This is a genomic window from Brevundimonas sp. (assembly GCF_041648055.1).
GTDB lineage: Bacteria > Pseudomonadota > Alphaproteobacteria > Caulobacterales > Caulobacteraceae > Brevundimonas.
Genome location: NZ_JBAZPS010000002.1, coordinates 108,534 through 134,565, shown reverse-complemented (window position 1 = coordinate 134,565; position 26,032 = coordinate 108,534). Strand labels below are relative to the sequence as shown.

The 26,032-nt window shown below is 66.4% G+C and carries 29 protein-coding genes and 1 tRNA gene; 15 read left to right on the top strand and 15 right to left on the bottom strand.

Annotated features, from left to right (window positions below; all coding sequences use genetic code 11):
* Positions 1–49: 49 nt before the first annotated feature.
* The gene (locus WC585_RS06955; RefSeq protein ID WP_373256943.1) at positions 50–916 is read right to left on the bottom strand and encodes a DUF1206 domain-containing protein; all 867 of its coding nucleotides are present in this window, start codon (positions 914–916) and stop codon (positions 50–52) included.
* A gap of 116 nt (positions 917–1,032) precedes the next feature.
* Between WC585_RS06955 and WC585_RS06950 the strand changes: the two genes are divergently transcribed.
* The 3 genes from WC585_RS06950 (at position 1,033) to WC585_RS06940 (ending at position 3,949) form a co-directional block, all read left to right on the top strand.
* Positions 1,033–1,977 (top strand): ABC transporter ATP-binding protein, encoded by a 945-nt coding sequence (locus WC585_RS06950; protein ID WP_373256942.1) that lies wholly within the window; start codon positions 1,033–1,035, stop codon positions 1,975–1,977.
* 5 nt (positions 1,978–1,982) lie between these two features.
* The gene (locus WC585_RS06945) at positions 1,983–2,750 is read left to right on the top strand and encodes an ABC transporter permease (protein ID WP_373257189.1); all 768 of its coding nucleotides are present in this window, start codon (positions 1,983–1,985) and stop codon (positions 2,748–2,750) included.
* Between the two features lie 140 nt (positions 2,751–2,890).
* A complete protein-coding gene (locus tag WC585_RS06940) occupies positions 2,891–3,949 on the top strand; it encodes a hypothetical protein (RefSeq protein WP_373256941.1) in 1,059 nt (352 codons plus the stop codon).
* A gap of 16 nt (positions 3,950–3,965) precedes the next feature.
* Here WC585_RS06940 and WC585_RS06935 read toward each other — a convergent pair whose 3' ends face one another.
* From WC585_RS06935 to WC585_RS06920, 4 genes are all read right to left on the bottom strand, one after another.
* On the bottom strand, positions 3,966–4,355 hold the full coding sequence (locus WC585_RS06935; protein WP_373256940.1) for a hypothetical protein: 390 nt from the start codon (positions 4,353–4,355) through the stop codon (positions 3,966–3,968).
* A gap of 56 nt (positions 4,356–4,411) precedes the next feature.
* The gene (locus WC585_RS06930) at positions 4,412–4,882 is read right to left on the bottom strand and encodes a PaaI family thioesterase (RefSeq protein WP_373256939.1); all 471 of its coding nucleotides are present in this window, start codon (positions 4,880–4,882) and stop codon (positions 4,412–4,414) included.
* Positions 4,883–4,935: 53 nt separating this feature from the next.
* Positions 4,936–5,175: a zinc-finger domain-containing protein gene (locus tag WC585_RS06925; protein ID WP_373256938.1), complete on the bottom strand. Its 240-nt coding sequence runs from the start codon at positions 5,173–5,175 to the stop codon at positions 4,936–4,938.
* 70 nt (positions 5,176–5,245) lie between these two features.
* Entirely contained in the window at positions 5,246–5,545 is a 300-nt protein-coding gene (locus WC585_RS06920; RefSeq protein WP_373256937.1) for a hypothetical protein, read from the bottom strand.
* A 180-nt stretch (positions 5,546–5,725) separates the two neighbouring features.
* Here WC585_RS06920 and WC585_RS06915 point away from each other — a divergent pair, with 180 nt between their 5' ends.
* Positions 5,726–6,700: an ATP-binding cassette domain-containing protein gene (locus WC585_RS06915; RefSeq protein WP_373256936.1), complete on the top strand. Its 975-nt coding sequence runs from the start codon at positions 5,726–5,728 to the stop codon at positions 6,698–6,700.
* A gap of 81 nt (positions 6,701–6,781) precedes the next feature.
* Here WC585_RS06915 and WC585_RS06910 read toward each other — a convergent pair whose 3' ends face one another.
* Together WC585_RS06910 and bioB are read right to left on the bottom strand one after the other, a co-directional pair.
* Complete coding sequence (locus WC585_RS06910) at positions 6,782–7,144, bottom strand: Tat pathway signal protein (protein ID WP_373256935.1); 363 nt, start codon at positions 7,142–7,144, stop codon at positions 6,782–6,784.
* Positions 7,145–7,217: 73 nt separating this feature from the next.
* Complete coding sequence (gene bioB / locus WC585_RS06905) at positions 7,218–8,210, bottom strand: biotin synthase BioB (protein ID WP_373257188.1); 993 nt, start codon at positions 8,208–8,210, stop codon at positions 7,218–7,220.
* A 174-nt stretch (positions 8,211–8,384) separates the two neighbouring features.
* Between bioB and ahcY the strand changes: the two genes are divergently transcribed.
* Positions 8,385–9,776, top strand: coding sequence for an adenosylhomocysteinase (gene ahcY, locus WC585_RS06900; protein WP_373256934.1), 1,392 nt, complete (start codon positions 8,385–8,387; stop codon positions 9,774–9,776).
* A 91-nt stretch (positions 9,777–9,867) separates the two neighbouring features.
* On the opposite strand, the gene WC585_RS06895 is transcribed toward ahcY, so the two are convergent.
* Positions 9,868–10,989, bottom strand: coding sequence for a hypothetical protein (locus WC585_RS06895; protein WP_373256933.1), 1,122 nt, complete (start codon positions 10,987–10,989; stop codon positions 9,868–9,870).
* 83 nt (positions 10,990–11,072) lie between these two features.
* Positions 11,073–13,229, bottom strand: coding sequence for a TonB-dependent receptor domain-containing protein (locus WC585_RS06890; RefSeq protein ID WP_373256932.1), 2,157 nt, complete (start codon positions 13,227–13,229; stop codon positions 11,073–11,075).
* Between the two features lie 149 nt (positions 13,230–13,378).
* On the opposite strand from WC585_RS06890, the gene WC585_RS06885 reads away from it, so the two are divergent.
* Both WC585_RS06885 and WC585_RS06880 read left to right on the top strand, forming a co-directional pair.
* Complete coding sequence (locus WC585_RS06885; protein ID WP_373256931.1) at positions 13,379–13,585, top strand: twin transmembrane helix small protein; 207 nt, start codon at positions 13,379–13,381, stop codon at positions 13,583–13,585.
* A gap of 4 nt (positions 13,586–13,589) precedes the next feature.
* Positions 13,590–14,162 carry a cob(I)yrinic acid a,c-diamide adenosyltransferase gene (locus WC585_RS06880; protein WP_373256930.1) on the top strand — a complete coding sequence of 191 codons (573 nt, stop codon included), beginning with the start codon at positions 13,590–13,592 and terminating at the stop codon, positions 14,160–14,162.
* Between the two features lie 6 nt (positions 14,163–14,168).
* Here the strand turns inward: WC585_RS06880 and WC585_RS06875 are convergent, their stop codons facing one another.
* A complete protein-coding gene (locus WC585_RS06875; protein ID WP_373256929.1) occupies positions 14,169–14,498 on the bottom strand; it encodes a hypothetical protein in 330 nt (109 codons plus the stop codon).
* 121 nt (positions 14,499–14,619) lie between these two features.
* Between WC585_RS06875 and WC585_RS06870 the strand changes: the two genes are divergently transcribed.
* From WC585_RS06870 to WC585_RS06855, 4 genes are all read left to right on the top strand, one after another.
* Positions 14,620–15,384 (top strand): electron transfer flavoprotein subunit beta/FixA family protein, encoded by a 765-nt coding sequence (locus WC585_RS06870; RefSeq protein WP_373256928.1) that lies wholly within the window; start codon positions 14,620–14,622, stop codon positions 15,382–15,384.
* On the top strand, positions 15,385–16,314 hold the full coding sequence (locus WC585_RS06865) for an electron transfer flavoprotein subunit alpha/FixB family protein (protein WP_373256927.1): 930 nt from the start codon (positions 15,385–15,387) through the stop codon (positions 16,312–16,314).
* A 138-nt stretch (positions 16,315–16,452) separates the two neighbouring features.
* A complete protein-coding gene (locus tag WC585_RS06860; protein ID WP_373256926.1) occupies positions 16,453–17,937 on the top strand; it encodes an amidohydrolase in 1,485 nt (494 codons plus the stop codon).
* Positions 17,937–19,289, top strand: coding sequence for an amidohydrolase family protein (locus tag WC585_RS06855; protein WP_373256925.1), 1,353 nt, complete (start codon positions 17,937–17,939; stop codon positions 19,287–19,289). Before WC585_RS06860 ends, WC585_RS06855 begins: the two co-directional genes overlap by 1 nt.
* 30 nt (positions 19,290–19,319) lie before the next feature.
* Here the strand turns inward: WC585_RS06855 and WC585_RS06850 are convergent, their stop codons facing one another.
* Positions 19,320–20,114, bottom strand: coding sequence for an SDR family oxidoreductase (locus tag WC585_RS06850; protein WP_373256924.1), 795 nt, complete (start codon positions 20,112–20,114; stop codon positions 19,320–19,322).
* A complete protein-coding gene (locus WC585_RS06845) occupies positions 20,115–20,414 on the bottom strand; it encodes a 4a-hydroxytetrahydrobiopterin dehydratase (RefSeq protein ID WP_373256923.1) in 300 nt (99 codons plus the stop codon).
* 113 nt (positions 20,415–20,527) lie between these two features.
* Between WC585_RS06845 and WC585_RS06840 the strand changes: the two genes are divergently transcribed.
* From WC585_RS06840 to WC585_RS06830, 3 genes are all read left to right on the top strand, one after another.
* Entirely contained in the window at positions 20,528–21,304 is a 777-nt protein-coding gene (locus tag WC585_RS06840) for a class I SAM-dependent methyltransferase (RefSeq protein WP_373256922.1), read from the top strand.
* A complete protein-coding gene (gene ubiB, locus WC585_RS06835; RefSeq protein ID WP_373256921.1) occupies positions 21,292–22,893 on the top strand; it encodes a 2-polyprenylphenol 6-hydroxylase in 1,602 nt (533 codons plus the stop codon). The genes WC585_RS06840 and ubiB overlap by 13 nt, the downstream gene beginning before the upstream one ends.
* An 82-nt stretch (positions 22,894–22,975) precedes the next feature.
* On the top strand, positions 22,976–23,509 hold the full coding sequence (locus WC585_RS06830; RefSeq protein WP_373256920.1) for a hypothetical protein: 534 nt from the start codon (positions 22,976–22,978) through the stop codon (positions 23,507–23,509).
* Positions 23,510–23,539: 30 nt separating this feature from the next.
* On the opposite strand, the gene arfB is transcribed toward WC585_RS06830, so the two are convergent.
* Genes arfB through WC585_RS06815 form a run of 3 tightly spaced genes read right to left on the bottom strand, consistent with a single transcriptional unit; the run spans position 23,540 to position 25,745 of the window.
* Complete coding sequence (arfB, locus tag WC585_RS06825; RefSeq protein ID WP_373256919.1) at positions 23,540–23,944, bottom strand: alternative ribosome rescue aminoacyl-tRNA hydrolase ArfB; 405 nt, start codon at positions 23,942–23,944, stop codon at positions 23,540–23,542.
* The gene (locus WC585_RS06820) at positions 23,941–24,402 is read right to left on the bottom strand and encodes a YaiI/YqxD family protein (protein ID WP_373256918.1); all 462 of its coding nucleotides are present in this window, start codon (positions 24,400–24,402) and stop codon (positions 23,941–23,943) included. The genes arfB and WC585_RS06820 overlap by 4 nt, the downstream gene beginning before the upstream one ends.
* Positions 24,399–25,745 (bottom strand): hypothetical protein, encoded by a 1,347-nt coding sequence (locus WC585_RS06815; RefSeq protein WP_373256917.1) that lies wholly within the window; start codon positions 25,743–25,745, stop codon positions 24,399–24,401. Before WC585_RS06815 ends, WC585_RS06820 begins: the two co-directional genes overlap by 4 nt.
* Positions 25,746–25,900: 155 nt before the next feature.
* Between WC585_RS06815 and WC585_RS06810 the strand changes: the two genes are divergently transcribed.
* A tRNA-Arg gene (locus WC585_RS06810) sits at positions 25,901–25,977 on the top strand.
* Positions 25,978–26,032 lie beyond the last annotated feature (55 nt).

Below are 26,032 nucleotides of genomic sequence, written 5' to 3'. Positions count from 1 at the left end.
GATATACGACGCGCCTTGCGTCCGGACGCAGGCCGCGACGCCATGCCCTCTATTTCAACGGGTTCAGGTCCTTCGGTGCCCGTATCCGGCGATACCGTGCCTCCACGAAGGCGAAGGCTCCGAATGCCATCAGGCCGATGGCGGTCAGCGACAGGATGATTGATCCGCCCGGCTGGCGTTCCAGTGCATCGAGCCCGGCCCCGAAACTGGAGACCTCTGCCGCGCTGGCCCGGAACCCCGCGATGATGACGAACAGGGCGAGGGGCAGCAGGGCAAACCCCCGCGCTACATAGCCCGCCCGCGCCACCGGCACGACCCGGCGACAGATGTCGGCAGAACAGGCCAGATCGCTGGAAAAGTCCGACCGGAAGCCCCGGATCATGTTTCCGATCGCCACCCCGCCGACGGTCAGTCCCACGCCGATCAGCAGCCAGTGGCCGAACGGCATTTCCAGCAGGGCCGCTGCCTTCTGCTGGTTCTCGGCGATATCCTCGGCAGCGGGATTGGCCTTGACCTCATCCAGCAGCTCGAAAACACCGGCGGCCAGCAAGCCGTAGACCAGACCACTGATCGCCTGCCCCCCGCGCATGCCCCAGGCCTTCAGCGAAGTACCCTCCCGGTCGGCATCGAAGACGGACTGCAGCACCCGCCACAGCACAAAGGCCCAGAGGCCAACGCCCAGCAGCACCAGCCAGACCCGCCCGAACGGCTGCTGCGCCAGCCAGCCCACGGCCCCGCTGGTGCCCACTGCATCGGCCATCCAGTCCATCGCCGCCATCAGGGCGATCAGGCCCACGGACAGATAGACGAAGCCGCGTGCGCCATAGCCGACGCGCGCCGCCCCTTCCAGCAGACTGTCCGTGGACGGCAGGTTCCGGATCAGGCGACGGGGTCTGGATGGGGACAGAATGGACACGAGGCTGCAAATGCGCGGCAGGCGATAAGGCTCCGCTTGGTCGAAATCAACCGGATCGTCGGCTTGTGGTCGCGCGGCCTCAGGCTTATCTGCGCATCGCTCACGGGAGGGCGCACATGCATCCGGTCATCCAGATCGACGGTCTGACCAAGACCTACAAGTCGGGCCTTCAGGCGTTGAAACGCGTGGACCTGACCATCAGCAAGGGCGAAATCTTTGCCCTGCTGGGCCCCAACGGGGCGGGCAAGACGACCCTGATCTCCATCGTCTGCGGCATCGTCACACCCTCGACCGGCACGGTCATCGCCGACGGTCACGACATCCAGAAGGACTACCGCGCCGCCCGCTCGCGGATCGGCCTGGTGCCGCAGGAGCTGACCACCGACGCCTTCGAGACGGTCTGGGCCACGGTGAACTTCAGCCGGCGTCTGTTCGGCAAGGCCCCCAACCCCGCCCATGTCGAAAAGGTCCTGCGCGACCTCAGCCTGTGGGACAAGAAGGACGCCAAGATCATGACGCTGTCCGGCGGCATGAAGCGCCGCGTCATGATCGCCAAGGCGCTCAGCCACGAGCCGGACATCCTGTTCCTCGACGAACCGACGGCGGGCGTGGACGTCGAACTGCGCCGCGACATGTGGAACCTGGTCCGCCAGCTGCGCGAGAGCGGCGTCACCATCATCCTGACCACCCACTATATCGAGGAGGCCGAGGAGATGGCCGACCGCGTGGGCGTCATCCTGAAGGGGGAGCTGATCCTGGTCGAGGAGAAGGCGGCCCTGATGAAAAAGCTGGGCAAGAAGACGCTGACGCTCAATCTGCAGGAACCCCTGACCGCCGTCCCTGCCCCCCTCGCCGAATGGAACCTGACGCTGAAGGCCGAGGGCAATGAGCTGGAATATGTCTTCGATTCCAACGCCGAACGCACCGGCGTGCCGTCGCTGATGCGGGCGCTCTCCGAGAACGGCATCGCCTTCAAGGACCTGAACACCCGCCAGAGTTCGCTGGAGGACATCTTCGTCAGCCTGGTGCACCAGGACCGTCCCGCAGGAGCCGCCGCATGAGCGCGATCAGTTTCAACGGTCATGGCGTCTGGGCCATCTATCGCTTCGAGATGGCGCGGGCGCTGCGCACCATCTGGCAGTCGATCGTGACCCCGGTGATCACCACCGCCCTGTATTTCGTGGTCTTCGGCTCGGCCATCGGCTCGCGCATGACCGAGGTCGACGGCGTGCCCTACGGGGCCTTCATCGTGCCCGGCCTGATCATGCTGAGCCTGTTCACCCAGTCGATCTTCAACGCGTCGTTCGGCATCTACTTCCCGAAATTCACCGGCACCATCTACGAGATCCTGTCGGCCCCCGTCTCCTCTCTGGAGATCGTGCTGGCCTACGTCGGGGCGGCGGCGACCAAGTCGGCGGTGCTGGGCCTGATCATCCTGGCCACGGCGGCCCTGTTCGTGCCGCTGGAGATCCTGCACCCGGTCTGGATGCTGCTGTTCCTGATCCTGATCTCGACAACCTTCAGCCTGTTCGGCTTCATCATCGGCATATGGGCCGACGGGTTCGAGCAGCTTCAGATGATCCCCATGCTGGTGGTCACGCCTCTGACCTTCCTGGGCGGGTCCTTCTATTCGATCGACATGTTGCCACCGATGTGGCGCACGATCACCCTGTTCAATCCGGTGGTCTATCTGATCTCCGGCTTCCGCTGGACCTTCTATGGCCAGGGGGATGTCGGCATAGGGATCAGCGTCCTGGCCACCCTGGCCTTCTTTGCTGTCTGCCTGGGCATTGTGGTTTGGATGTTCCGGACCGGCTATCGTCTGAAGAACTAGAGCCAAATCGTTCGAGCTGGACGCCGTCCGGCTCGGCTCAGATTTCGCTCCAGCATGTTTGTCACGAAACGGGCCAGATCGGCCCGCACCCTTGACCGTTAAAGTCTGCCAGACGCGCCCGATCCGGCGCGGGAGTTCCAATGCCCTCCGACAACAATCCCAAGTCCACGCCCCCCGCAGAGCCGTTCCGCAAGCCGGCGATCTGGGGCCGTCCGCCACAGACGACCTTCCGCGCCGGTCCCTTGCCGCGCGGCGAACGCCTGCCGCCCCTGCCCGAGCTGCCCCGAAGTGAGCCGCCGCGCAGCCAGCCACCCGTGATCGCCACGCCGCACGCCGCCGTACCTCAGCAGCAGCCGCCTCAGCTGATGGGAACGCGCCCGGACATCTTCTCCGGCTCCATGATCCCCCGGCCAGCCTACAAGCCGTCGCCGGCCCTGCCGACACAGCAGCAGGTCAAGACCGGGACACCCGTCGTCGAGACATCCCCGGACGCAGCGCCAGTCACGCCCGCGCCCGATCTGACGGTTCGGCCCTTGCCGACGCCCGCTAAGGCTCCGGCGGCAGCAGCGACCGCGCCGACGCCCGTGGCTGCGCAGAAGACCCCGGTGCCTCCGTCTGAACAGCCACGACCAGACGCAGCACGGCCGGTCGAGGCAGTCGCCGGGACGTCTACGATCTCCACTCCGATCACCCAGACGCGCGCGCGCACCGCTCGGAAGACAAGCCGCATGCCCCTGATCGCCGGGGGAGCCGTTGCGGTTCTGGCTGTCGCCGCTGCTGGCGTGTGGTGGGTCAACCGCGCCCCGGTCGCCCCTGCGGCGGCTTCTGTCGCACCGGCGACCTCCCTGCCCGCTTCGACCGAGGCCGTGCCTGCGGCCGCGCCCGTGGCCGATGCCACTCCCGCCACGGCGACGTCGGACGCGACGACCACGGCTTCGACACCTACGACCGCGCCCGTCGCTTCTCCTCCGAACCGTGCCGAAACCACACCGTCGCCTCGAACGACGACACCCGCCGCGCCCCGTCCGGCTCCGGCCAGCACGCCTGCGCCGACGCCGGCCCCCACGGTTCAGTCACCGCCGCCCGTCGTGATCGAGATCGCTCCGACGCAACCGGTGGGGCCGCCCCCGACGATCGCCGCGCCGCCGACCAGCGATCCGGACGCGCCCGTGGTTACTCGCCCTCAGCCGCTGGACTAGGGTTCAGGACCGATCGTCAGGCCGGTGGCGACTTGATCGCGACATAGCCACGCTCGACCATGCGGCGCAGGCCCTCATAGGCCTCGCCCAGTTCTTCATAGGCGGTGCGGGCTGACGTGAGCCGGGCGACCTGATCCGGCGTGGCCGGCGCCCCGGATTCCGACAGGCGCAACGCCTCTGCCACCCATTTCGCCCGCGACGTCGCCGTCAGCACGGCCAGGCGCTGGAATACGGCAGGATCCAGCGGCGGCAGCATCTGGCTGACCACTTCCCGATTGGCGACGAAGGCGGAATAGTCGATCTGCTCCAGCAGGCCGCGAATCCGTCGCTGCTCCTGGGGATCATTGTCCTCGGGCTCGAAATGATCTCTCGGGCGACGATAGCTGTTGGTCTGGATGGTCGACACCGCGTCTTCTCCCGGCTGGAAACCGCAGGGTGCGCCGCGTCGATTAACGAGCCGTTTCAGCCTCTCGGCTGAAGGATCATCAATGTCGATGTTCCGTGCGCCAGCAGACGCCCCGCCGCATCCTTGACCGTTCCCTCTGCGGTGATGATCTGGCGGCCCGGATTGATCACCCGGCCCTCGCAACGGACACGGCCCGTATCGATGGCGATGGGGCGCACGAAGTTGACCTTGGTCTCCAGGGTCGAATAGCCGACCCCTGCGGGCAGGGTGGAGTGGGCCGCGCAGCCCGCCGCGCTGTCGATCAGCGTCAGGGCCCAGCCACCATGCACCATGCCGGCGGGATTGAGCAGATGCGGACCCGTGTCGCCCTCGAAGGCCACGAAGCCCTCTCCGACCTCGACCAGTTCGAACGTCAGGCTGTCGGCGATGCTCGCGCCCTTCAGTTGCCCATCGATCACGGCCTGAAGCAGGTCGCGTCCTGTCATGGTGGCAAAGGCGGCAGCGGTGGAGGAGGGCGCGGCGGTCATGTGCCGACTATCGCACTACCGTTTTCAAAAGCAACCCTCTTGGGATCGCCGTATCAGTGAGCTTCGGGCGGCCGTGCCGCAGGATCCAGATATTCGCTCTCGGCGTGCGGCTTGTCGCTCAGAACGAAGCGGCGGTCGCAGTAGCCGCATTCGACGAAGTCGTCCTCGCCCATGTCCATATAGACCAGTGGGTGGCCCAGCGCCCCGCCGCCACCATCGCAAGCCACGCGCTTGGTCGACACGACCAGTTGCTCGGGCGGGGGAACGAGAACGTCGGGATGGCGCGGCGGCATGTCGACCTGACAGGGCTGGATACGGGCTCGGAGTGAACGCGGCGAGTCCTATGCGGACCCGCCGCCAAGGTCAAACCTGCTCGCGAACATCCGGGCCCGTTGTGACCACGGGGGCAGGCTTTCGGCCCATCAGACGGTCCAGCATGGCCTTGCGCTTCTTGAACAGCGTCAGTCCCAGACAGGCTGCGCCGACCCACAGGCCGATCTCGCCGATCACGGCCGCGATACCCGCGATGATCAGGGACTGGGGGGTGGTGAGGGCCTCGGTCTTGCCCAGGATCAGGGCGACGGCCATGCCGCCATAACCGAGGACACAGACGCCCATGGCGGCAAAGCCGATGATGCGGGTGCGGTTAAGAGGCTTCATCATTCGTCTCCGTCAAGGATGCGCTACACAATGACAAGGAAGCTAGACACGTGCGCATCCTTTGTCAAGCGTCATTGACACATCCTGAGACTCACTCTTTTCGCTCCAGACTTGGCGCGGGACAGGACAGCCCATACCTATGCACACTCGCGCTTCCGCGACCGTTCCAACAAAGCCGACTTGATGACCGAGACCGACACCCTGCCCGTCAATGCCATCGAGGTGCGCGGGCTGGAGAAGACCTATGCCGGCAACAAGAAGTCGCCGCCCAAGACCGCGCTGAACGGCGTCGATCTGGTCATTCCGCGCGGGTCGATGTTCGGCCTGCTGGGCCCCAACGGCGCGGGCAAGTCCACCCTGATCAACATCCTGGCCGGGATCGTCAACAAGACCGGGGGCACCGCCGCCATCTGGGGCCGCGACATCGACAGCCAGCCGCGCGACGCCCGCGCCGCCTTGGGGGTCGTGCCGCAGGAGATCGTGGCCGACGTCTTCTTCACCCCGCGCGAGGCGCTGGAGGTTCAGGCCGGCTTCTATGGCGTGCCCGCCAATGAACGCCGCAGCGACGAACTGCTGGCTGCGCTCGGCCTGTCGGACAAGGCCCACGCCTATGTGCGGGCGCTGTCGGGCGGGATGAAGCGTCGCCTGATGGTGGCCAAGGCCCTGGTCCACAATCCGCCCATCCTGATCCTGGACGAGCCGACCGCCGGGGTAGACGTTGAGCTGCGCCGCCAGCTCTGGGACTACGTCCGCCGCATCAATGCCGAGGGCGTGACCATCCTTCTGACCACTCACTATCTGGAGGAGGCCCAGGAGCTGTGCGACACCATCGCCATCATGAACCGCGGCTCGGTCGTGGCCTGCGAACCGACGCCGCAGCTTCTGCGACGTCTCGACACCCGCAATGTGGTGGTGACGCCTGACAGTCCGTTAGAAGCATTGCCGCAACTGAACGGATTCGAGGCCGTCGCTCGGCCCAACGGGTCATTCTCGGTCAGCTACAAGAAGGGCCAGTCCTCGGTCGAACACGTGCTGGCCGCCGTCCGCGCCGCCGGCGTGACCATCGCCGACATCACCACCGAGGATCCCGATCTGGAAGACGTCTTCCTGGCCCTGACCTATGGCGACGACAACCAGGCCGATCCGACGAGGGACTAGGTTTTAGGTTCTAGGTTCTAGGGAAGAAAGACGGGCCGGACCCTCCCGGGAACCTGGCCCCTAAAACCTAGACCCTAGTCCCTAAACCACCATCACCGTGCCGATGAGCAGCCGCGCGCCCGACCGGCCCAAGGTCGCATTGGTCGCGGCCTGAAGCTGGGCGACCAGACGTTCGACGTCCGGGGCCATGCCCGGCAGGGTCGTGGAGGCGACACGCTGGACCACCGTGGCATAGGCGGCGCGCAGGCGCGGCGCGGACTGGGTAGCACGGGTGCGCAGGGCCGCGTCAGGTACGTCCAGCCCTAGCTCCACCGACATGATGGCGCGACGCCCGTTCGAGCCGGTGACATTGCCCGTCACAGTCGGCAGGCGAGTGAAGGTGGCCTGGGGGGCGGCCGTATCCTTGCCTCCAGCCGCCGAGGCGGATGGGACAGAGGCAGACACGGCAACGGCTGCTAGGCCGAGAAGGGCGCGACGATCCATGCCCGAACCCTCGCACAGCGCGCTTAAGGTCCGGTTACGCGGCCTGCGTCTGTGATGGGGCGATCTGCGGGGCCATCGGCTTCAGGTCCAGCAGGGCGAACAGCTGAGCATCCTCGTCCTGCTCCGGATTGGGCGTGGTCAGCAGCTTGCCGCCGACGAAGATGGAGTTGGCTCCGGCCAGGAAGCACAGCGCCTGCATCTCCGGGCTCATCGTCTCGCGCCCGGCCGACAGACGGACCATGGCGCGGGGACAGACCAGCCTCGCCACTGCGACGGTGCGCACGAACTCGATCGGATCGATCTCTCCCTCACGCCTGACCCGATCGCCCAGCGGCGTGCCCGTGACCGGCACCAAGGCATTGACCGGCAGGCTGTCGGGATGCACCGGCAGGGTCGCCAGCGCATGCAGCAGGCCCGCCCGATCCCGGCGGGCCTCGCCCATGCCCACGATGCCGCCGCAACAGGTCGACATCCCCGCATCGCGCACATGCTTCAGCGTATCCAGCCGGTCGTCATAGGTCCGGGTCGTGACGACCTCGGCGTAATACTCCGGGCCAGTGTCCAGGTTGTGATTGTAATAGTCGAGGCCCGCGTCCTTCAGCTGACGCGCCTGATCCGCCGTCAGCATGCCCAGGGTGGCGCAGGTTTCCAGCCCCAGGGCCTTCACCCCCGAGATCATCGCCGCCAGCTTGGGCGTGTCGCGGTCCTTCAGTTCGCGCCACGCCGCCCCCATGCAGAAGCGCGAGGCTCCGCCCGCCTTGGCCGCCATCGCCTCGGCCAGGACGCTGGTCGTGTCCATCAGCTTTTCGGCCTTCAGCCCCGTCTGGAAACTGGCGGACTGGGAGCAGTAGCCGCAGTTCTCGGCACAGCCGCCGGTCTTGATCGACAGCAGCTGCGACTTCTGCACCTCAGATGGATCGAACCAGGCGCGGTGAACCGTCGCGGCCTCAAACACCAGTTCCATGAAGGGCCGGGCGAACAGCGCCTCGACCTCCTCCAGCGTCCAGTCGTTGCGGGGCGTGGCCATAGTGGTCGCAGTCGCTTGGGTCATGGCCGCTGATTAGCGCCGCCTGTCCGTGCCGCCAAGCTGTTACACAGGCCACACCATCGCCAAACACATAAAGACATCCTTATGTGTTTCTTGCCGCGAGAGGGTGGGCAGTCTATATGCGCCGCAACCCTTATCGACCGGACCCCGCCCATGACCGACTACATCGTACGCGACATCTCCCTGGCCCCCTTCGGCAACAAGGAGATCGCGATCGCGGAAACCGAAATGCCCGGGCTGATGGCCCTGCGCGAGGAGTTCGGTCCGTCGCAGATCCTGAAGGGTGCCCGCATCGCCGGCAGCCTGCACATGACGATCCAGACCGCCGTCCTGATCCAGACGCTGGAAGCCCTGGGGGCCGAGGTGCGCTGGGCGTCGTGCAATATCTACTCGACCCAGGACCACGCCGCGGCCGCCATCGCCGCCAACGGCACGCCGGTCTTCGCCACCAAGGGCGAAACGCTGGAAGAATACTGGGACTATGCCCACAAGATCTTCGAATGGTCGGACGGTGGCTATCCGAACCTGATCCTCGATGACGGCGGCGACGCCACCCTGCTGTGCGTGCTGGGTCCCAAGGCCGAGCAGGACATCAGCGTTCTGGACAACCCGCAGAACGAAGAAGAAGAGGCCCTCTTCGCGGTCATGAAGCGGTATCTGAAAGAGAAGCCCGGCTTCTACTCGGCCATTCGCGACGCCATCGGCGGCGTGTCGGAAGAGACCACCACCGGCGTTCATCGCCTGTATGAAATGGCCAAGAAGGGCGACCTGCCCTTCCCCGCCATCAACGTCAACGACAGCGTCACCAAGTCCAAGTTCGACAATCTGTACGGCTGCCGCGAAAGCCTGGTCGACGCTATCCGTCGCGGCACCGACGTCATGCTGTCGGGCAAGGTCGCCGTGGTCTGCGGCTACGGCGACGTGGGCAAGGGCTCGGCGGCCTCGCTGCGCCAGGGCGGTGCCCGCGTGATCGTGACAGAGATCGACCCCATCTGCGCCCTGCAGGCCGCGATGGAAGGCTATGATGTCCAGACCCTCGACGACGTCGCCGACAAGGCCGACATCTTCGTGACCGCCACGGGCAACAAGGATGTCATCACCGTCGATCACATGCGGGCGATGCGTCACAACGCCATCGTCTGCAACATCGGCCACTTCGACAGCGAGATTCAGGTCGCCGGCCTGAAGAACATGAAGTGGGACGAGATCAAGCCCCAGGTCGACCACGTCGAATTCCCGGACGGCAAGAAGATCATCCTGCTGTCCAAGGGCCGTCTGGTGAACCTGGGCAATGCCACGGGCCACCCGTCCTTCGTGATGAGCGCCAGCTTCACCAACCAGACCCTAGCCCAGATCGAGCTGTGGACCAACAAGGCCAAGTACGACAACCAGGTCTATGTCCTGCCCAAACACCTGGACGAGAAGGTCGCCATGCTGCACCTGGGCAAGCTGGGGGCCAAGCTGACGACCCTGTCAAAGGAACAGGCCGACTATATCTCGGTCCCGACCGAGGGTCCGTTCAAGCCGGATCATTACAGATACTAGGGGCGCTACCGCGCGCGACGCGGTCGCTCGCTGCTTGAGCGCGACGGTGTATTGATTTGGGCCGGGAGCTATGCTTCCGGCCCTTGCCGTATCAGGCGGCCATGATCGACTGGCCCAGGTCCTGATTGCGATCTGCCAGACCGTTCTCGAAGTCCATGAAGATGTCGATCAACTCCTCGACGCTGACCGGGTTGGCATTGGGCCCGAAGCGGAAGCGCCAGAAGCTGACGACATGCTGGACCGCGCCCAGCTGATCGCCCAGCCTCGCGAACAGGTTCGGAGCCGACAGAAGGAAGTCACGGAACGCATTGGCCCCGCCCTCGACCGAAAGGCCAACATAGGCATCGTCGTAGATTTTCAGCGTGCGGGATACGTCCTCGCAGGTCTTGGAAATCCGTTCGCTGAGAACTTCACGGCCCCGGTCCAGATACTCCTTGGCCGCACGATCGACCTTGCCGATCGGCTTGACCGTGCGCACGGCCTTGGCCACGCCGTCGATCTCGCCGCGCAGGCTGTTCAGCACCCATTTGTAATAGAGGAAGCCCTTCCAGCAGAAGATGCCCTCCTGATAGTCCTCGGGCTCCAGACGCAGGGTGTGACGCAGGGCCTCCATGCGGTCGCCCGGCTCATTGGACAGGATCTTGCCGGCCAGACGTCGCGAGGAGGCGGAGTTGGCGTTCTCTCCGCCCAGGCTGAGCGTCACCAGCGGGCGGATTTCCTCCTCCACGAAATGAATCATCCGCGCCATGTCGGATTCGCTGATGGCCAGATAGCAGGGGGCCGGTTCGACCCCGTTGCGCTTGAGCTGTTCGCGCAACAAAAACGGGTCCAGCGAGGGCAAACGGTCCAACAGACGCAGCACAGCAATGTCCGGATGATCGTGCTCCATGCCGAAGGCTTCCTTCAGCAGGCGCTCGAAATGGCGCTGGCCCACGAACAGGAAGCGTCCGCCGGTCCGCAGATCGTTGGTGTCGATCGGTATGACGATCTTGGTCGCCACCTGCCGCTTGATCGGAAAGGCGTCCAGTTCATCACGCCGCAAACGGTGCTTGATGATCATCGACCGGTTCAGGGCAGGCGTCCGGAACATGGGCTTTTCAGCCCATTCCTCGGTGTCGCCGTGCTCCTTGTAGACGTTCAGCAGATTCAGCACGCGCGCCGTCGACGCCGAGGAGCGCAGGTGAACCAGATTGCGGACAGAGCGGTCGGTCATAGGATTCCTTGGAAGAACCCCGTTTCTCAGAAAAAGATGACCATGCCCTTAGCGAAGCGTCACCATTCGCATTGACCCGTGCGTCAAAACGTCATGGCCACCGACATCCACAGGCGGCGCGGCTCCTGATTATTGGCATACTCCGGCGTGTAGGTAACCGGTGTGCCGTAGGGCAGCAGGCTGACGAAGTCGGTGTCGAACAGGTTGTAGATCGCCGCATTGACCGTGACGCGATCGGTCACGTCATACGATCCGCCCAGATGGAACAGGCTGTAGGCCTCATAGTCGCCCCATGCGTCCCGCGCCGCACCGACGCCCCGGAACCGCTCTGACCGGTATTCGCCGCGCAGCCACAGGCCCAGCCGGTCCGTCGCCGCCCACCGCAGATTGCCGTTCAGCATATGCTGCGGGGTATTCGTCAGCGGCAGGCCGGCACCGGAGCCCGACTTCTGCTCGCTGTCGGTATAGGTATAGTTGCCTTGCAGGCTCCAGTCGGTGGCGAACCGCCAGCGGGCAGAGACCTCCAGGCCTTGCGTCTCCGCCTCGTCGATATTCACGCTCTGGCCGAAGGTGGCGAAGTTCGGCCAGAAGCCGACATCAACACAGCCCGTGGTCGGATATCCGCCCGCTTCATACTGGGCCGCCGTCAGGCCGAAGGTGCAGTTGGCCACCGGCGAGCCGGTCGCGATCTTGTCGTCGAACTGGTTGTGGAACAGCGTCGCACTGGCCCTCAACGCCCCGCCGTTGTCATAGAAGACCGCGACTTCGGTCGAAGTGGAAGTCTCGGGCATCAGGCCAGGCGATCCCAGCAGCGGCAGCCGACCCTGCTGGCCAAAGCCGTTGATGCCGCTGGCCAGTTGCTCCAGACGCGGGGTCTTGAACCCCTGACTGACCCCACCCTTGATCGTCCATTCCGGTGTGGCGTTCCAGACCAGATAGGCGCGCGGGCTGAAGTGCGCGCCGAACACCGAATGGTCGTCGTGCCGTGCCCCCAGGGTCAGGGCAAGGGTGTCGCTGAACCGCCATTCGTCCTCTGCGAACAGGGCCCACTGCTGGTGCTCGAAGATGTCGGGCGCGACGCCGTCGACCATCTGGGCGTCCCAGAACTGGCCTCCGACGGTGAAGGTGTGGTTGCGCCACTGAGAGTACAGCTTGGTATCGAAGATGGTGTTCTCCGACTCCAGCGTGCGCGGACCCCCGGCCCCGGCCACGCCATTGGGGATGATCCGCCCGATCGTCTCGGTTCGTCCATAGGACAGGTTGGACGACAGCTGGCCGAACGGCAGACGCCAGTCGTGGGCCAGCGAAACCTGATCGCGGTTGAACTCCAGGGCATTGGCGTATCCTCCGGCCGTGGTGTTGGTACCCAACTGGCCATTGGCGTTGTCGTACCACTGCCGCGCCACATCGACGTCCAGCCAAAGGTCATGGTCAGGATGCGGCGTCAGGCTCAGCCGCCCGCCCAGGGACCAGATCTCGTTCTCGGTCGAACTGCGTCCAAAGCCGCTGACGGGCGTCTCGACCCCGCCCACATTTTCGAATGTCAGGGCCGACTGCTCGCGCGCCGAATAGTTGCCGCGCAGCGACAGGCCCAGCAGATCGGGCACCAGTGGTCCGCTCAGATAGACGTCGCCCCCGAACAGGTCGCCGAAGGCATCGTCGCCTTGCAGCGTGTAGTTGGCCGTAACCGCTCCACCCCAGACATCGCCGACCTTGCGCGTGATGATGTTGACCACCCCGCCCATAGCGTCCGACCCGTACAAGGTCGACACCGGCCCGCGCACCACCTCGATCCGGTCGATGGCCGAGACGGGCGGCAGGAAGCTGGTCGAGGTCTCGCCAAAGCCGTTGGGTGTCACGCTGCCCGCCGTATTCTGGCGGCGGCCGTCGATCAGGATCAGGGTATAGTCCGACCCCATGCCCCGGATGTTGATGGTCTGGCCGCCCGTCTTTCCGACCGGGGCCCCAACATCGACGCCTTCGATGCTGGTCAGGATTTCGGCGATCGAGGTCGCGCGAGTCTCCTCGATCTCGGCCCGGGGAATGACGCTGATCGAAGCCGGGGCCTGGGTGATGCGTTGTTCAAAGCCAGAGGCCGTGACGACGACTTCTTCCAGCTGGGTCGGCTCTGTGGCCGCCACAATCATCCGGTCCTGCGCCAGAACCGGGCCTGCCATCACCAGCAGGGCGGAGGAGCAAAGCCAGACGGAACGCGTGGCGCGATGAGAAGAAGCAAACATTCGAAACAGCCCCGTTGATACTTGAGAGCGCTTCTCAATATCGAGTCAGGCGGGAATGCAAGAAGTAATTGCGAACCTGTCGCAATTCGTCATGTGGCGCGCGCCTCTGTCCTATGGCGTCGCGGCCGGGTCCGGCCTAGGTTGCGCACATGGGCAACGTATTCGACATCCTCATTCTGGCGGCCATCGGTGCCGTGGCGATCACCCTCGGGTTCGGGATCTATTCGCTGTACCGGGGCGGCGACTATGCGCGATCCAACTCCAACAAGCTGATGCGGCTGCGCGTGGCCTTGCAGGCCTTGGCCGTCGTGCTTCTGGTCACCGGCATGTGGTGGAAATCCACCTACGGGGCCTGAGCCCATGGTGGTCCTGAACCGCATCTATACAAAGACCGGCGATGACGGGCAGACGGGTCTGGCCTCGGGCGCGCGGGTGTCCAAGAGCGACGCCCGGGTCGAGGCCTATGGCTGTGTCGACGAACTGAATGCCGTCATCGGCGTCGCCCGACTGCACTCGGGCCAGAACGATCGCATCGACGCCATGCTGGCGCGCATCCAGAACGAGCTGTTCGATCTCGGGGCCGATCTGGCCACACCCCTGGATCCACCTCCGAAATGGGAGGCCCTGCGGATCATCGACAGCCAGGTCGAACGGCTGGAGGCCGAGATCGACTGGATGAACGAAAGCCTCAAAGCCCTGGACAGCTTCATTCTGCCGGGCGGCGCGCCCCTGTCGGCGCACCTGCATCTGGCCCGCACCGTCGCCCGCCGGGCCGAGCGCGAGGCGGTGAGACTGGTCGAGGCCGGAGAAGCCGTCACCCCCGCCGCCATCCGCTATCTGAACCGCCTGTCCGACCACCTCTTCTGTGCCGCCCGCCGCGCCAATGCCAACGGGGCCGAAGACGTCAAATGGAAGCCGGGCGCAACGCGCTGAGGCGGATCAGTTCTCCAGCGCCTGGCGCTGCCGGGCCGTGTCGGCGGCGGCGGCGCGACGTTGGGCCGCAAGCGCGTCCTCGATCTCGACCAGTTCCCGGTTCTTCTCGGCGGAGGCGTCCGCGCGGCTCTGATCGATCGGTCGGCCGGTGATGTCGGGCAGGAAGATGGGGGTGACGCACTCGCCGCCCTCCGGATCCCACCACTGACCCTGGGCCTGACAGCGCTCGTTGGGCTCGGTGACCAGCGCCTTGTAGCCCATCAGCCCGCCCACCCCCACGACAAACAGGACCGCGAACAGGATGCTGAGGCGCTTCATGGTCAGAAGGCGGTTCATGCGCACTTTCCTCATCTTGCGCACGGACTGTTGAGAGCCCTTGACGCTGCGTTACGTTGACAGGCCGTGACAGCCGTTCCATTCCCTGCCCCCATATTCCGGCGAACATATGGACAGCGCAATGAAGGTACTCGTCCCCGTCAAACGGGTGATCGACTATAACGTCAAGGCCCGTGTGAAAGCGGACCAGACCGGCGTCGATCTGGCCAACGTCAAGATGAGCATGAATCCGTTCGACGAAATCGCCGTCGAAGAAGCCGTGCGCATGAAGGAAGGCAAGGAGCATCACGCCGCCGGAACGGTCGACGAGATCGTCGTCGTCTCCATCGGCGTGCAGCAGGCCCAGGAAACCATCCGCACCGCCCTGGCCATGGGCGCGGATCGCGGCATCCTGATCCAGTCCGATGCCGACCTGGAACCCCTGGCCGTGGCCAAGCTGCTCAAGGCCGTGGTCGAGGAAGAAAAGCCGGATCTGGTCCTGCTGGGCAAACAGTCGATCGACGGCGACAACAATGCGGTGGGCCAGATGTTGGCCGCCCTGCTGGACTGGCCCCAGGCCACTTTCGCCGGTAAGATCGTCATCGCCGACAACACCGCCACCGTGACGCGTGAAGTCGACGGCGGCCTGCAGACCCTGGCGGCCCCTCTGCCCGCCGTCGTCTCGGTCGACCTGCGCCTGAACACGCCGCGCTATGCCAGCCTGCCCAACATCATGAAGGCCAAGAAGAAGGAGATCGCCATGAAGGCGGTCGCCGACTACGGCGTCGATACCGCGCCGCGCCTGAAGGTGGTCAAAGTCACCGCCCCGGCCCAGCGCAGCGCCGGCATCAAGGTGGCCGACGCCGCCGAACTGGTTTCCAAGCTCAAGACTGCGGGGGTCCTGTAAATGGCCGTTCTCGTCATCGCCGATCACGACGGCACCGCCGTGCGTGACACCACCCACAAGACCGTGACCGCCGCCCTCGCCCTGGGCGGCGACGTCGACATCCTGGTCGTCGGCCAGGGCGCCAAGGCCGCCGCCGACAGCGCCGCCGCCATCGCGGGCGTCCGCAAGGTCCTGCTGGCCGAAAGCGCCGGCCTGGGTCATCAACTGGCCGAGGCGGTCGAGGCCACGGTCGTCGGTCTGGCCGGCGGCTATGACGCCGTCCTGTCGCCCGCCACCACGGACGGCAAGAACTTCATGCCGCGCATCGCCGCCAAGCTGGACGTCGCCCCGATCTCCGACATCGTCGAGGTCGTCTCCGCCGACACCTTCGTGCGCCCCATCTATGCGGGCAATGCGCTGGAGACGATCCAGTCGTCCGACGCCAAGAAGGTCATCACCGTGCGCCCGACGGCCTTCACCGCCGCAGCCGAAGGCGGGTCCGCCTCCGTTGAAACCGCCTCCGGCTCCGACGTGACCAAGGCCAGCTTCGTCTCCGAGGAAATGGTCAAGTCCGACCGTCCGGACCTGGGTGCCGCCAAGATCGTCGTCTCCGGCGGCCGCGCCCTGGGCTCCGCCGAAGAGTTCCACGCCGTCATGGACCCCCTGGCCGACAAGCTGGGTGCCGCTGTCGGAGCCTCGCGCGCCGCCGTCGACGCCGGCTACGCCCCCAACGACTATCAGGTCGGCCAGACCGGCAAGGTCGTCGCGCCCGCCCTCTACATCGCCATCGGCATCTCGGGCGCCATCCAGCACCTAGCCGGGATGAAGGACTCCAAGGTGATCGTCGCCATCAACAAGGACGCCGACGCCCCGATCTTCCAGGTCGCCGACTATGGCCTGGTCGCCGACTACAAGACCGCCGTGCCGGAGCTGATGACGGCTCTGGGCTGACCGGATTTCCTCGCGCGTTCGGACGATTTCGAGATTGCGCGAGGAATGATGACGCGGGGGCTTTACGGCGGCCCCCGCAGTGTCTTCTATGCGCCCCGTTCAGCGCCTCCAGGGGGTGGCGCGCGGGGAGCGTTCCGAATGAAGATCGATCGCATGCGGGGCGTCAGCCTTGCGGTAATGGCTGCCGTCGGCCTGGGCCTTTCGGCCTGCGCCACCACCGGTGACGACAGCTCTGAAAGCAGCGGCTCTTCGGACCGCGCCGAGCGGACCCCGCTGGCCACCGGGCTGGACGCCTCGTCCAATCGCGATCCCTTCCCCTCGACCTATCGCGGCCTGCCGCGCGAGAACATGGCCATCGTCGGCGGCACGGTCTTCGACGGGGCCGGACGCCGGTTCGAGAACGGCGTCGTGGTCGTCACGGATGGCCGCGTGGTCGCCGTCGGTGACGCCTCCACTGCCATCCCGGCCGGACACCGCAGCGTGGATGCGCGCGGCCGGTTCGTGACCCCCGGCATCATCGACACCCACAGCCACCTGGGCGTCTACCCCTCGCCCGGCGTGCAGGGCATGAGCGACGGCAACGAGGCGACAAGCCCAAACACCGCCCAGGTCTGGGCCGAACACTCGCTGTGGCCCCAGGATCCCGGCTTCAACCATGCACGGGCGGGCGGTATCACCACGCTCCAGATCCTGCCCGGCTCAGCCAATCTGTTCGGCGGGCGCGGCGTGACGGTGCGCAACATCCCCTCGGTCACCATGCAGGGCATGAAGATGCCGGGCGCGCCCTATGGGCTGAAGATGGCCTGCGGGGAGAATCCCTCACGCGTCTATGGCAGCCGCAACCAGTCGCCCGCCACCGGCATGGGCAATATGGCCGGCTATCGCGCCGCCTTCATCGCGGCCCGCGACTACAAGGCCAAATGGGACAAGTGGCGCGAGGACGGCGAGGGCTCGCCCCCGACCCGCAACCTTCAGAACGAGACCCTGGTCGGCGTTCTGGACGGCTCCATCCTGGTTCAGAACCACTGCTATCGCGCCGATGAAATGGCCCAGATGGTCGATCTGTCGCGCGAGTTCGGCTTCCGCATCACCGCCTTCCACCACGCCATCGAGGCCTACAAGGTCGCACCCATGCTGGCCCGCGAAGGCATCTGCGCCGACATGTGGACCGGCTGGTGGGGCTTCAAGATGGAAAGCCTGGACGGGATCGAGGCCAATGCCGCCCTGGTCGACGCGCCCGAGAACGGCTGTGCCGTTATCCACTCCGACGACGCCGAACTGACCCAGCGTCTGAACCAGGAAGCCGCCGCCTCCCTGGCCGCCGGTCGCCGCATCGGCATGGACATCTCCGAGGAACGCGCCATCCGCTGGATCACCCTGAACGCCGCCCGCTCGCTGGGCATCGCGGACCAGACGGGTTCGCTGGAGGCGGGCAAACGCGCCGACGTCGTGATCTGGAGCGCCAATCCGTTCAGCGTCTACGCCCGCGCCGATCAGGTCTTCGTCGACGGCGGTCTGGCCTTCGACCGCATGAACCCGGCCTATCAGCCGGTCTCCGACTATGAACTGGGCCAGCCCGGCTTCGGCCTCTCCGCCGCCAACGTCACGCAGGGAGCCCGCTGATGCGCCTCAGGACCCTCATCCTCGCTGCGGCTTCTGTCGTCGCCATCGCCTCTCCCGCCCTGGCCCAGGAACTCACCGCCATCACCGGCGGCCGCGTCCTGACCGGTTCGTCCATCATCGAGAACGGCACCGTCGTCATCCAGAACGGCCGGGTCGTCTCGGTCGGCAGCGGAGCCGCACCCTCCGGCGCCCGCGTCATCGATGCGCGCGGCAAGGTCGTCTCCCCCGGCTTCGTCGCGGTCGACAGCGGCCTGGGCGGCTCTGAAGTGTCGTCGGTCGGCGGCTCGGACGATCTGCGGAACAGCGCCAATTCGATCAGCGCCTCGTTCGACGTCTCCTATGGTCTGGACCCCTGGTCCTTCACCCTGCCCGTCGCCCGTCTGGGCGGCATCACCCGCGCCATCGTAATGCCCAGCCACGCCGGTGGCGGTGGCGGCGGCCACAGCCACGACGACAGCGACTTCGCGGGCGTCGGCCACGCCGGCCTGCAATCGCCCGGCCTGTTCGCCGGTCAGGCCGCGATCATCCATCTGGCTGAAGGCACCGACATCCTGGTCAAGCCGCGCGTGGCCATGGTCGCCCCGTTCGGCGAGGCCGGAGCAGGCATCGTCGGCGGCGCACGCGGGGCCCAGTTCACCCAATTCAAGGAAACTCTGGCCGAGGTCCGCCTCTATGCCCGCAACAAGGCCGCCTATGACCGGGCGGGCCTGCGCGAGCTCTCCTTGTCCCGCGCCGATCTGGAGGCCCTGATCCCGGTCGCCAACGGCCAGATGCCGCTGATCGTCACGGTGCGCCGCGCCGCCGACATCCAGCAGGTCCTGCGCCTCGCCCGCGAAGAAGGCGTCAAGGTCATCCTGGACGGGGCCGAAGAAGCGTGGCTGGTCGCCGACCAGATCGCGTCCGCTGGCGTGCCCGTTCTGCTGAACCCCATCTCCAACCTGCCCGGCAATCTGGAGACGCGCGCCGCGCGGATGCAGAATGCCGCCGCCCTGAATGCGGCCGGGGTGGTCATCGCCATCAAGGGCAATGAAGGCTCGATCCACCGGGCGCGCGAGGCCCGCTACAACGCCGGCAACGCCGTCTCCCACGGCCTGCCCTATGAGGCGGCGATCGCGGCCCTGACCGTCAATCCGGCTCGCATCTTCGGCATGACCGGCCAGTTCGGAGAGCTCCGCGCCGGGGCCGCCGCCGATGTCGTCGTCTGGTCCGGCGACCCGCTGGAACCGCTCAGCCTGGCCGAGACCATCTTCGTCAACGGCCAGGAACAGGCCCCGACCAGCCGCCAATTCCTGCTGCGCGACCGCTACCGCGACGGCGGCGAAGGGGCCATGCCCCCGGCCTATACGCGCTGATCTAAACCAGTGAGGCGGCGTTCCGCCGCCTCACTGGGCCAGCATGCCCCCGTCGATCTTGAACTCCGAGCCGGTCACGAACTTGCTCTCGTCCGACGCCAGATACAGCACGCAATAGGCGACATCGTCCGGCTCGCCGATCCGCTTCAGCGGAATGCCCCGCGCCAGCCGCTCGTGCGCCTTGCCCTCGTCGCCACCGGCCATGGCGATGAAGGGATCCAGGATTGGGGTCTTGATGAAGACCGGGTGCACCGAGTTGCAGCGAACATTCCAGTCGGCCTTGGCGGCTTCCAAGGCGATGGTCTTGGAATACATCCACACCGCCGCCTTGGTGGCGTTATAGGCCCCCATGCCCGGTGCCGCCGCCAGCCCGGCCACGGACGAGATGTTGACGATCGAGGCCGCGCCCGACGCCCTCAAATGCGGCATGGCGTGTTTGCAGCCCAGCATGATGGACTCGATGTTCACCGACTGGACCTTGCGCCAGTTCTCCAGCGTGTCCTGCTCGGACCAGACGAAGGCCCCGCCGATCCCGGCATTGTTGATCAGGATCGACAGCCCGCCCATGTCGGCGACCGCGCGCTCGATGACCGAGACCCAGTCCGCCTCATCGGTCACATCCTGGGCATAGGCGAAGGCCGAACCTGGCACCTCGCCATTGATCGCGTCAGCCAGCAGCTGGACCCCGTCCAGATTGACGTCGGTCAGGGCGACCTTGGCCCCCTCGCGCGCCAGCATCCAGGCCATGGCCGCGCCCAGACCCCCGGCGGCCCCGGTGATCAGGGCGGCCTTGCCCTCGACCCGGCCTTTACGTTGAACATCCATCTATTTGCCTCCCAGGGCGGCGGCGGCTTCGTCGATGAAGCCGGCCATGTCGATGTCGCGATGGGTCACGCCGCCTGCGTCATGCGTGGTCAGAAGCACCTGCACCCGGTTGTAGACATTGGACCATTCGGGATGATGATCGACCTTGTCAGCCAGAAGCGCGACGCGGGTCATGAAGCCGAAGGCCGCGTTGAAATCGGCGAAGGTCAGCGACCGCGCGATGGCCTCGCGCTCACCCTCGTCCACGCGCCAAAGGGGCAGGCCTTTCAAGGCTTCCGCAGGGTCAATCCGGTTGGTCATGGGCGCTCCTGTTTGGATCAGCCGTATCGCGCCGGACCCGTCGCCACAAGCGGACTTGATACGCGACCACACGGACCGGTGACGCCGCCCTCGCCAGCGGCTACACCGCCTGAATGACCGACGATACCGCCACTGCCCGCAAGACCTCCTCCTTCGGCTTTCGCGACGTGGACGCGACCGAGAAGGTGCAGATGGTGCGCGGCGTCTTCGACAGCGTCGCCTCCAACTACGACCTGATGAACGACCTGATGAGCGGCGGCGTCCACCGTCTGTGGAAGGATGCGGCGGCGGCGAAGCTGAACCCCCGCCCCGGCGAGGTCATCCTGGACGTCGCGGGCGGCACCGGCGACATGGCCCGCCGCTATTCCAAGATGGCCCGCGCGGCCCAGCAGCGGCGCGGTGGCGAGGACGCCCGCGTCATCGTGCTGGACTACAATGCCGAAATGATCATGGCGGGTGTGCAGAAGGGCGGCGAGCCCGAGATGTCCTGGTCGGTCGGCGATGCCATGGCCCTGCCCCTGCCCGATGCCTCGGTCGACGCCTATTCGATCAGTTTCGGCATCCGTAACGTCGCAGACATCGATCAGGCCCTGCGCGAGGCGCGGCGGGTGCTGAAGCCCGGCGGGCGGTTCCTGTGCCTGGAGTTTTCGCGCCCCACCGCCTCGGCGGTCCGCAAGGCCTATGACGCCTGGTCCTTCAATGCCATTCCGCGCATCGGTGGCTGGATCGCCAAGGATCGCGACAGCTATCAGTATCTGGTCGAAAGCATCCGCCGCTTCCCTGATCAGCCGACCTTCAAGACCATGATCGAGACGGCGGGCTTCAGCCGGGTCACCGTCACCAACCTGTCGGGCGGGGTCGCCGCCATTCATCACGGGTGGGCGATCTGACCCGCCGCATCGACGCCGCCACCCCGCCGCCCGCCCCGACCACTCAGCCGGTGCGTCATCCGGTCGAGTCGTCCTTTCGGCTGCTGGGCTGGCTGGCGGTTCTGATCCGCCATGACGCCCTGGTGCCGCGCGAGATCACGCCGCTGCTTCCGCCCTGGGTGCGGTGGATCGCCCATCTCCTGCACATCTTCGCCGGGCGCGAGGGCCGCGATGGACGCCCCGGCCAGCGCCTGGGCCGGACCTTCGAACACCTGGGGCCCGTCGCCATCAAACTGGGACAGGTGCTGGCCACGCGGGCCGACATCTTCGGCGTGGAGTTCGCGCGCGACCTGGGTCGGCTGAAGGACAATCTGCCGCCCTTTCCGCTGGATCAGGCCCGCCGCGAGGTCGAGCGCTCGCTGGGTCGGCCGGTCGAGAGCCTGTTCACCGACTTCGGCCCCGCCGTCGCCGCCGCCTCCCTGGCCCAGGCCCACCCCGCCTGGCTGGCCGACGGGCGCAAGGTCGCGGTCAAGATCCTGCGTCCCGGCGTGGAGCGCAAGGTCGCCCAGGGTCTGGACGCCATGCGCCTGGCGGCCCGTCTGGCCCACCGGTTCGTGCCGCTGTCGCGCCGCCTGCAGCCCGAAGCCTTCGTCGAGATCATCGCCCGTGCGCTCCAGCTGGAGCTGGACATGCGGCTGGAGGCGGCCGCCGCGTCCGAGATCAAGGAGGTCCTGGCCAAGGATCGCGGCACCGAACTGGGTGGCCACATGGATGCGCCCGCCGTGGTCTGGGACGGCGTCGGCAAGCGCGTCCTGACCATGGAATGGGCACCCGGCAAGGCCATGACCGACCCGACTGCCGTCGAGCAACCAGGTCTGGACATCAATGCCCTGGCGGACAATGTCGTGCGCTCCTTCCTGATCCAGGCGCTGGACCACGGGGCGTTCCACGCCGACCTGCACGAGGGCAATCTGTTCTGCCACGCGCCGGCCGAGCTGACCGCCATCGACTTCGGCATCGTGGGACGACTGGGCCCGGCCGAGCGCCGCTACCTGGCCGAAATCCTGTGGGGCTTCATCTCCAGAGACTACGACCGCATCAGCCGCGTCCATTTCGAGGCCGGCTATGTTCCCCCTGAACACTCCGTCGAGGCCTTTGCCCAGGCCCTGCGTGCCGTCGGCGAGCCCGTCATCGGCAAGGCCGCGTCGCAGGTGTCCATGGGCCGCCTGCTGGGCCAGTTGTTCGAGATCACCGACCTGTTCGACATGCGCCTGCGCCCCGAACTGATCCTGCTGCAAAAGACGATGGTGTCGGTCGAGGGCGTGGCCCGGCGCTTGAACCCCGACCACGACCTGTGGGCCGCGGCACAGCCGGTGGTCGAACGCTGGATCCGCCGCGAGCTGGGCCCGCAGGCCCAGGTGCGGGACGCCGTAAACGAAATCCGCGACACCCTGAAGGCGGCGTCACGCCTGGTGCAGAGTCCGCCCGCGCCCCAAACGATCGTCGTGCGGGAGGCCTACACCCCCGCTTGGCTGATCGTCGGCGTAACCCTGGCTCTGGCGATTTCGGCTGCCGCCCTTGTTCTGTCGCTTTGGCCCGACATCCTTTGAGCCAGATTGAACCTGATCGGGTCGGACGCCGTTCATCCTGAGCAGGATATGGTTCCGGCATAGTTCTGGAGTTCCAATGCCCATGAAGCGTTTTCTGACCATCGCCGCCCCGGCCGCCCTCGCCGTAGCCCTGACCCTGCCGTCTGTCGCTGCGGCCCAGGTCGCCGCCGGTACCATGCCCAACACCTTCGACCGCCCCGCAACCGCTGCGCCCCCGTCGCGCCCCGCCCCTCAACCGGCGCAGGCCGCTGCTCCGGCCGCTGCCCCGGTGATGTCGCCGACACCGGCCAATGCGGCGTCCGAAGAGACGCTGCGCACCATTATCGCCAGCCTCCAGGCCGGGACACCGGACTACAGCCTGCTGACTGACGATCTGGCCAGCCAGATGCGCACTCAGGCAGAGACGATCGTGCCGATCATGCAGGGTTTTGGAGCTATCCAGGCGCTGGATTTCGTCGGCAGCCGCAGTGGCGCGGACCTTTTCGTGGTCAACTTCGCCCAGGCCGAAACCGAATGGATCGTCGGTATTAACGAGAGCGGCAAGGTTGCCGCCCTGCTGTTCCGGCCAGCCGAGGGCTCGGCCACGCCTTCGACGACGCCTCCGTCTGCCCAGTAAGGCGAGACTTCACCGGCTTCGGACTGGCGCTCAGTCGTCCGCGCCCGGACGACCACGCCCGCTTTTGATCGTCGATCGCTTGGCCTTGCCGTCCAGCCTTCGCTCCTTTGAAGCGCGCGTCGGGCGCGTCGGCACGCGATAGGTCGGGGCGACCGACGCCTGATCCACCATCGCCTGCAAGCGGGCGATGGCGTCGGCCCGGTTGCGCTCCTGAGTCCGGAACCGCACGGCGCTGATCAGGATGACCCCGTCCAGCGTCAGACGACTGCCTGCCAGCTTCATCAGCCGCGCGCGCACCGGCTCGGTCAGAGACGGGGAATTCCGGGCGTCGAACCGCATCTGCACGGCAGTCGAGACCTTGTTGACGTTTTGCCCGCCGGGGCCGCCCGAGCGGAAGAAGCGGAACTCCAGCTCGCTCTCCGGAATGGTCGTCATCGCGCCACGCGTCTGGCCATGACCACCGCGCGATCCAGGGCCTGAAGAAAGGCCGAGCGATCCTTCGGCCCGAACGGCGGCGGCCCGCTGGTCGCCACGCCCATGGACCGCAGATGCTCGCCGATCTCGCGCCCGGCCAGCGCCGAGCCGATGGAGTCGGACGTGAACGGTTGGCCGTTCGACTTCAACGCCTGTGCCCCCGCCTTCAGGCAGCGATCGGCCAGCGGAATGTCTGAGGTCACAACGATATCGCCGGGCCCCGCCCGCTCCGCGATCCAGTCGTCCGCCACGTCCGGCCCCGCATCGACCAACACCCGCTCGATCCAGCTTTCACGCGGCGTGTTCACAAAGGCATTGGAGACGACGAAGACATGCAGGCCATAGCGGGCCGCCACCCGATACACCTCGTCCTTCACCGGACAGGCGTCGGCGTCGATGAAGATGCGCGGCTCGCTCATGCTTCGGGGATCAGGTCCACGGGCAGGATCTGGCTGGACAGCAGCGTCTCTATGCCCTGCCAGCGATCCGGACCCTGCTGCTCCACCCACGCCTGAACCACGTCCCGGCCCAGGCCATAGTTGATGATGTAGCTACGATAGGTGTCGATAAAGCGCAGGCGCTGGGCTGCCTTGTCGGGCTCCGCCAGCGTATATTTCACCAGCCGCGCGATGGTCTCCTCGCGGCCGACCCGCCCGGCCAGATAGTCGTCTGCGATCGTATACTCCGCCCGTGCCAGCTGCCGCGTCAGGGCCATCAGCTCGGCCTTGGCCTCCACCGTCGAGGGATCCAGCCCGGCCAGCGGGAACAGCACGTCGCGCTCGAACGCGGTCGCCTCGTCACCCGGAAACGCCAGGTCGATCCCATAGTTGGCGCTGCCCTCGGCCACGAAGGACATGGGGCTGAACAGGGGATAGACGCTCATCTCCACCCAGCCCTTCTCGCGCACAAAGGTCCGCTCCAGCAGGGCGTTGTAGACGTGGTGTCCGGGGTAACCCTCATGGCACCCTAGATCGATCGCCCGCTCCGTGTAGATCGGGAAATCGGCATTGATCTCGATCCGGCTGGCCGCGTCGCCGAGATAGTAGTTATAGCCCGACCACGGCTTGTCGCCGACGAAGCTTAGGGTGAACCGCTCATTGGCCGGCAAGGCGATATGCTGGACCGTCCGGCGGCGGCATTCGGCGATGGCCGTGTCCATCACGACCTGCAGCCTGTCTTTGGGGATCTGATACTGCGCCTTGAAGGCCGTGACGCGATCCGTCAGCTCACCCTGTCCCGGCACCAGGGCGTCGATCTGCGCCAGTATGGAGTCGAAGCTGGCCAGCGGCCGCAGTTCCGGCCGGATGCCGAACAGGGCCTCGGCCTCATCGGCGAAACCCAGCTTTTCGCCCGACAGCATGCGGATGCGGGCGGCGGCCGCCCGGGTATGGGCGATCAGATAGGCCTTGCGCTGGATCACCTCCGGCTCGGTCGGTCGCGCCGCCTCCAGATCCGCGACCATCCTGTTCGCCAACGCCAGCAGGTCGGGCAGGGCGCGCTTGTCCGCCTTGGCCTCCGCCTGCCATTCCGCCGGTCCATAGTAGGCATCGACATAGCCCGGCTCATGCTCGCCGATCTCGAGGATGAGCCCCACATAGTCCCGCGCCAAGGCGCTCATCGTCACCTGTTCGACCAGGCCGGCGCTCATGGGCCCGCCCTCGCCGCCGATGCGCACGCCGGGGCGCTCCGGCTGTGTCGCGGGTGGCAGGGTCGAGGCGCAGGCTCCCAGCAGGAGGGCAAGGGCAGGGATCAGGCGGCGCATGGCGCTCTCCGGACAGAAACGGCGACGTACGGATTGCACGCTAGGCGTGGCCGCCATGACGCTCAACCCACGGCGAGCCCCACCGTCATGCATTCGGGATTGAGGGCCGCCGCATCCTGCTGTAAGGCCCTTCGTCCGCGCATCGCCGCAAGTGCGCACCCGTAGCTCAGCTGGATAGAGCGTTGCCCTCCGAAGGCAAAGGTCACACGTTCGAATCGTGTCGGGTGCGCCATTCTCTCGATCAGGAAACGACCCGCGTGACCGACGCCCCCGTACCCGTGCCTTCC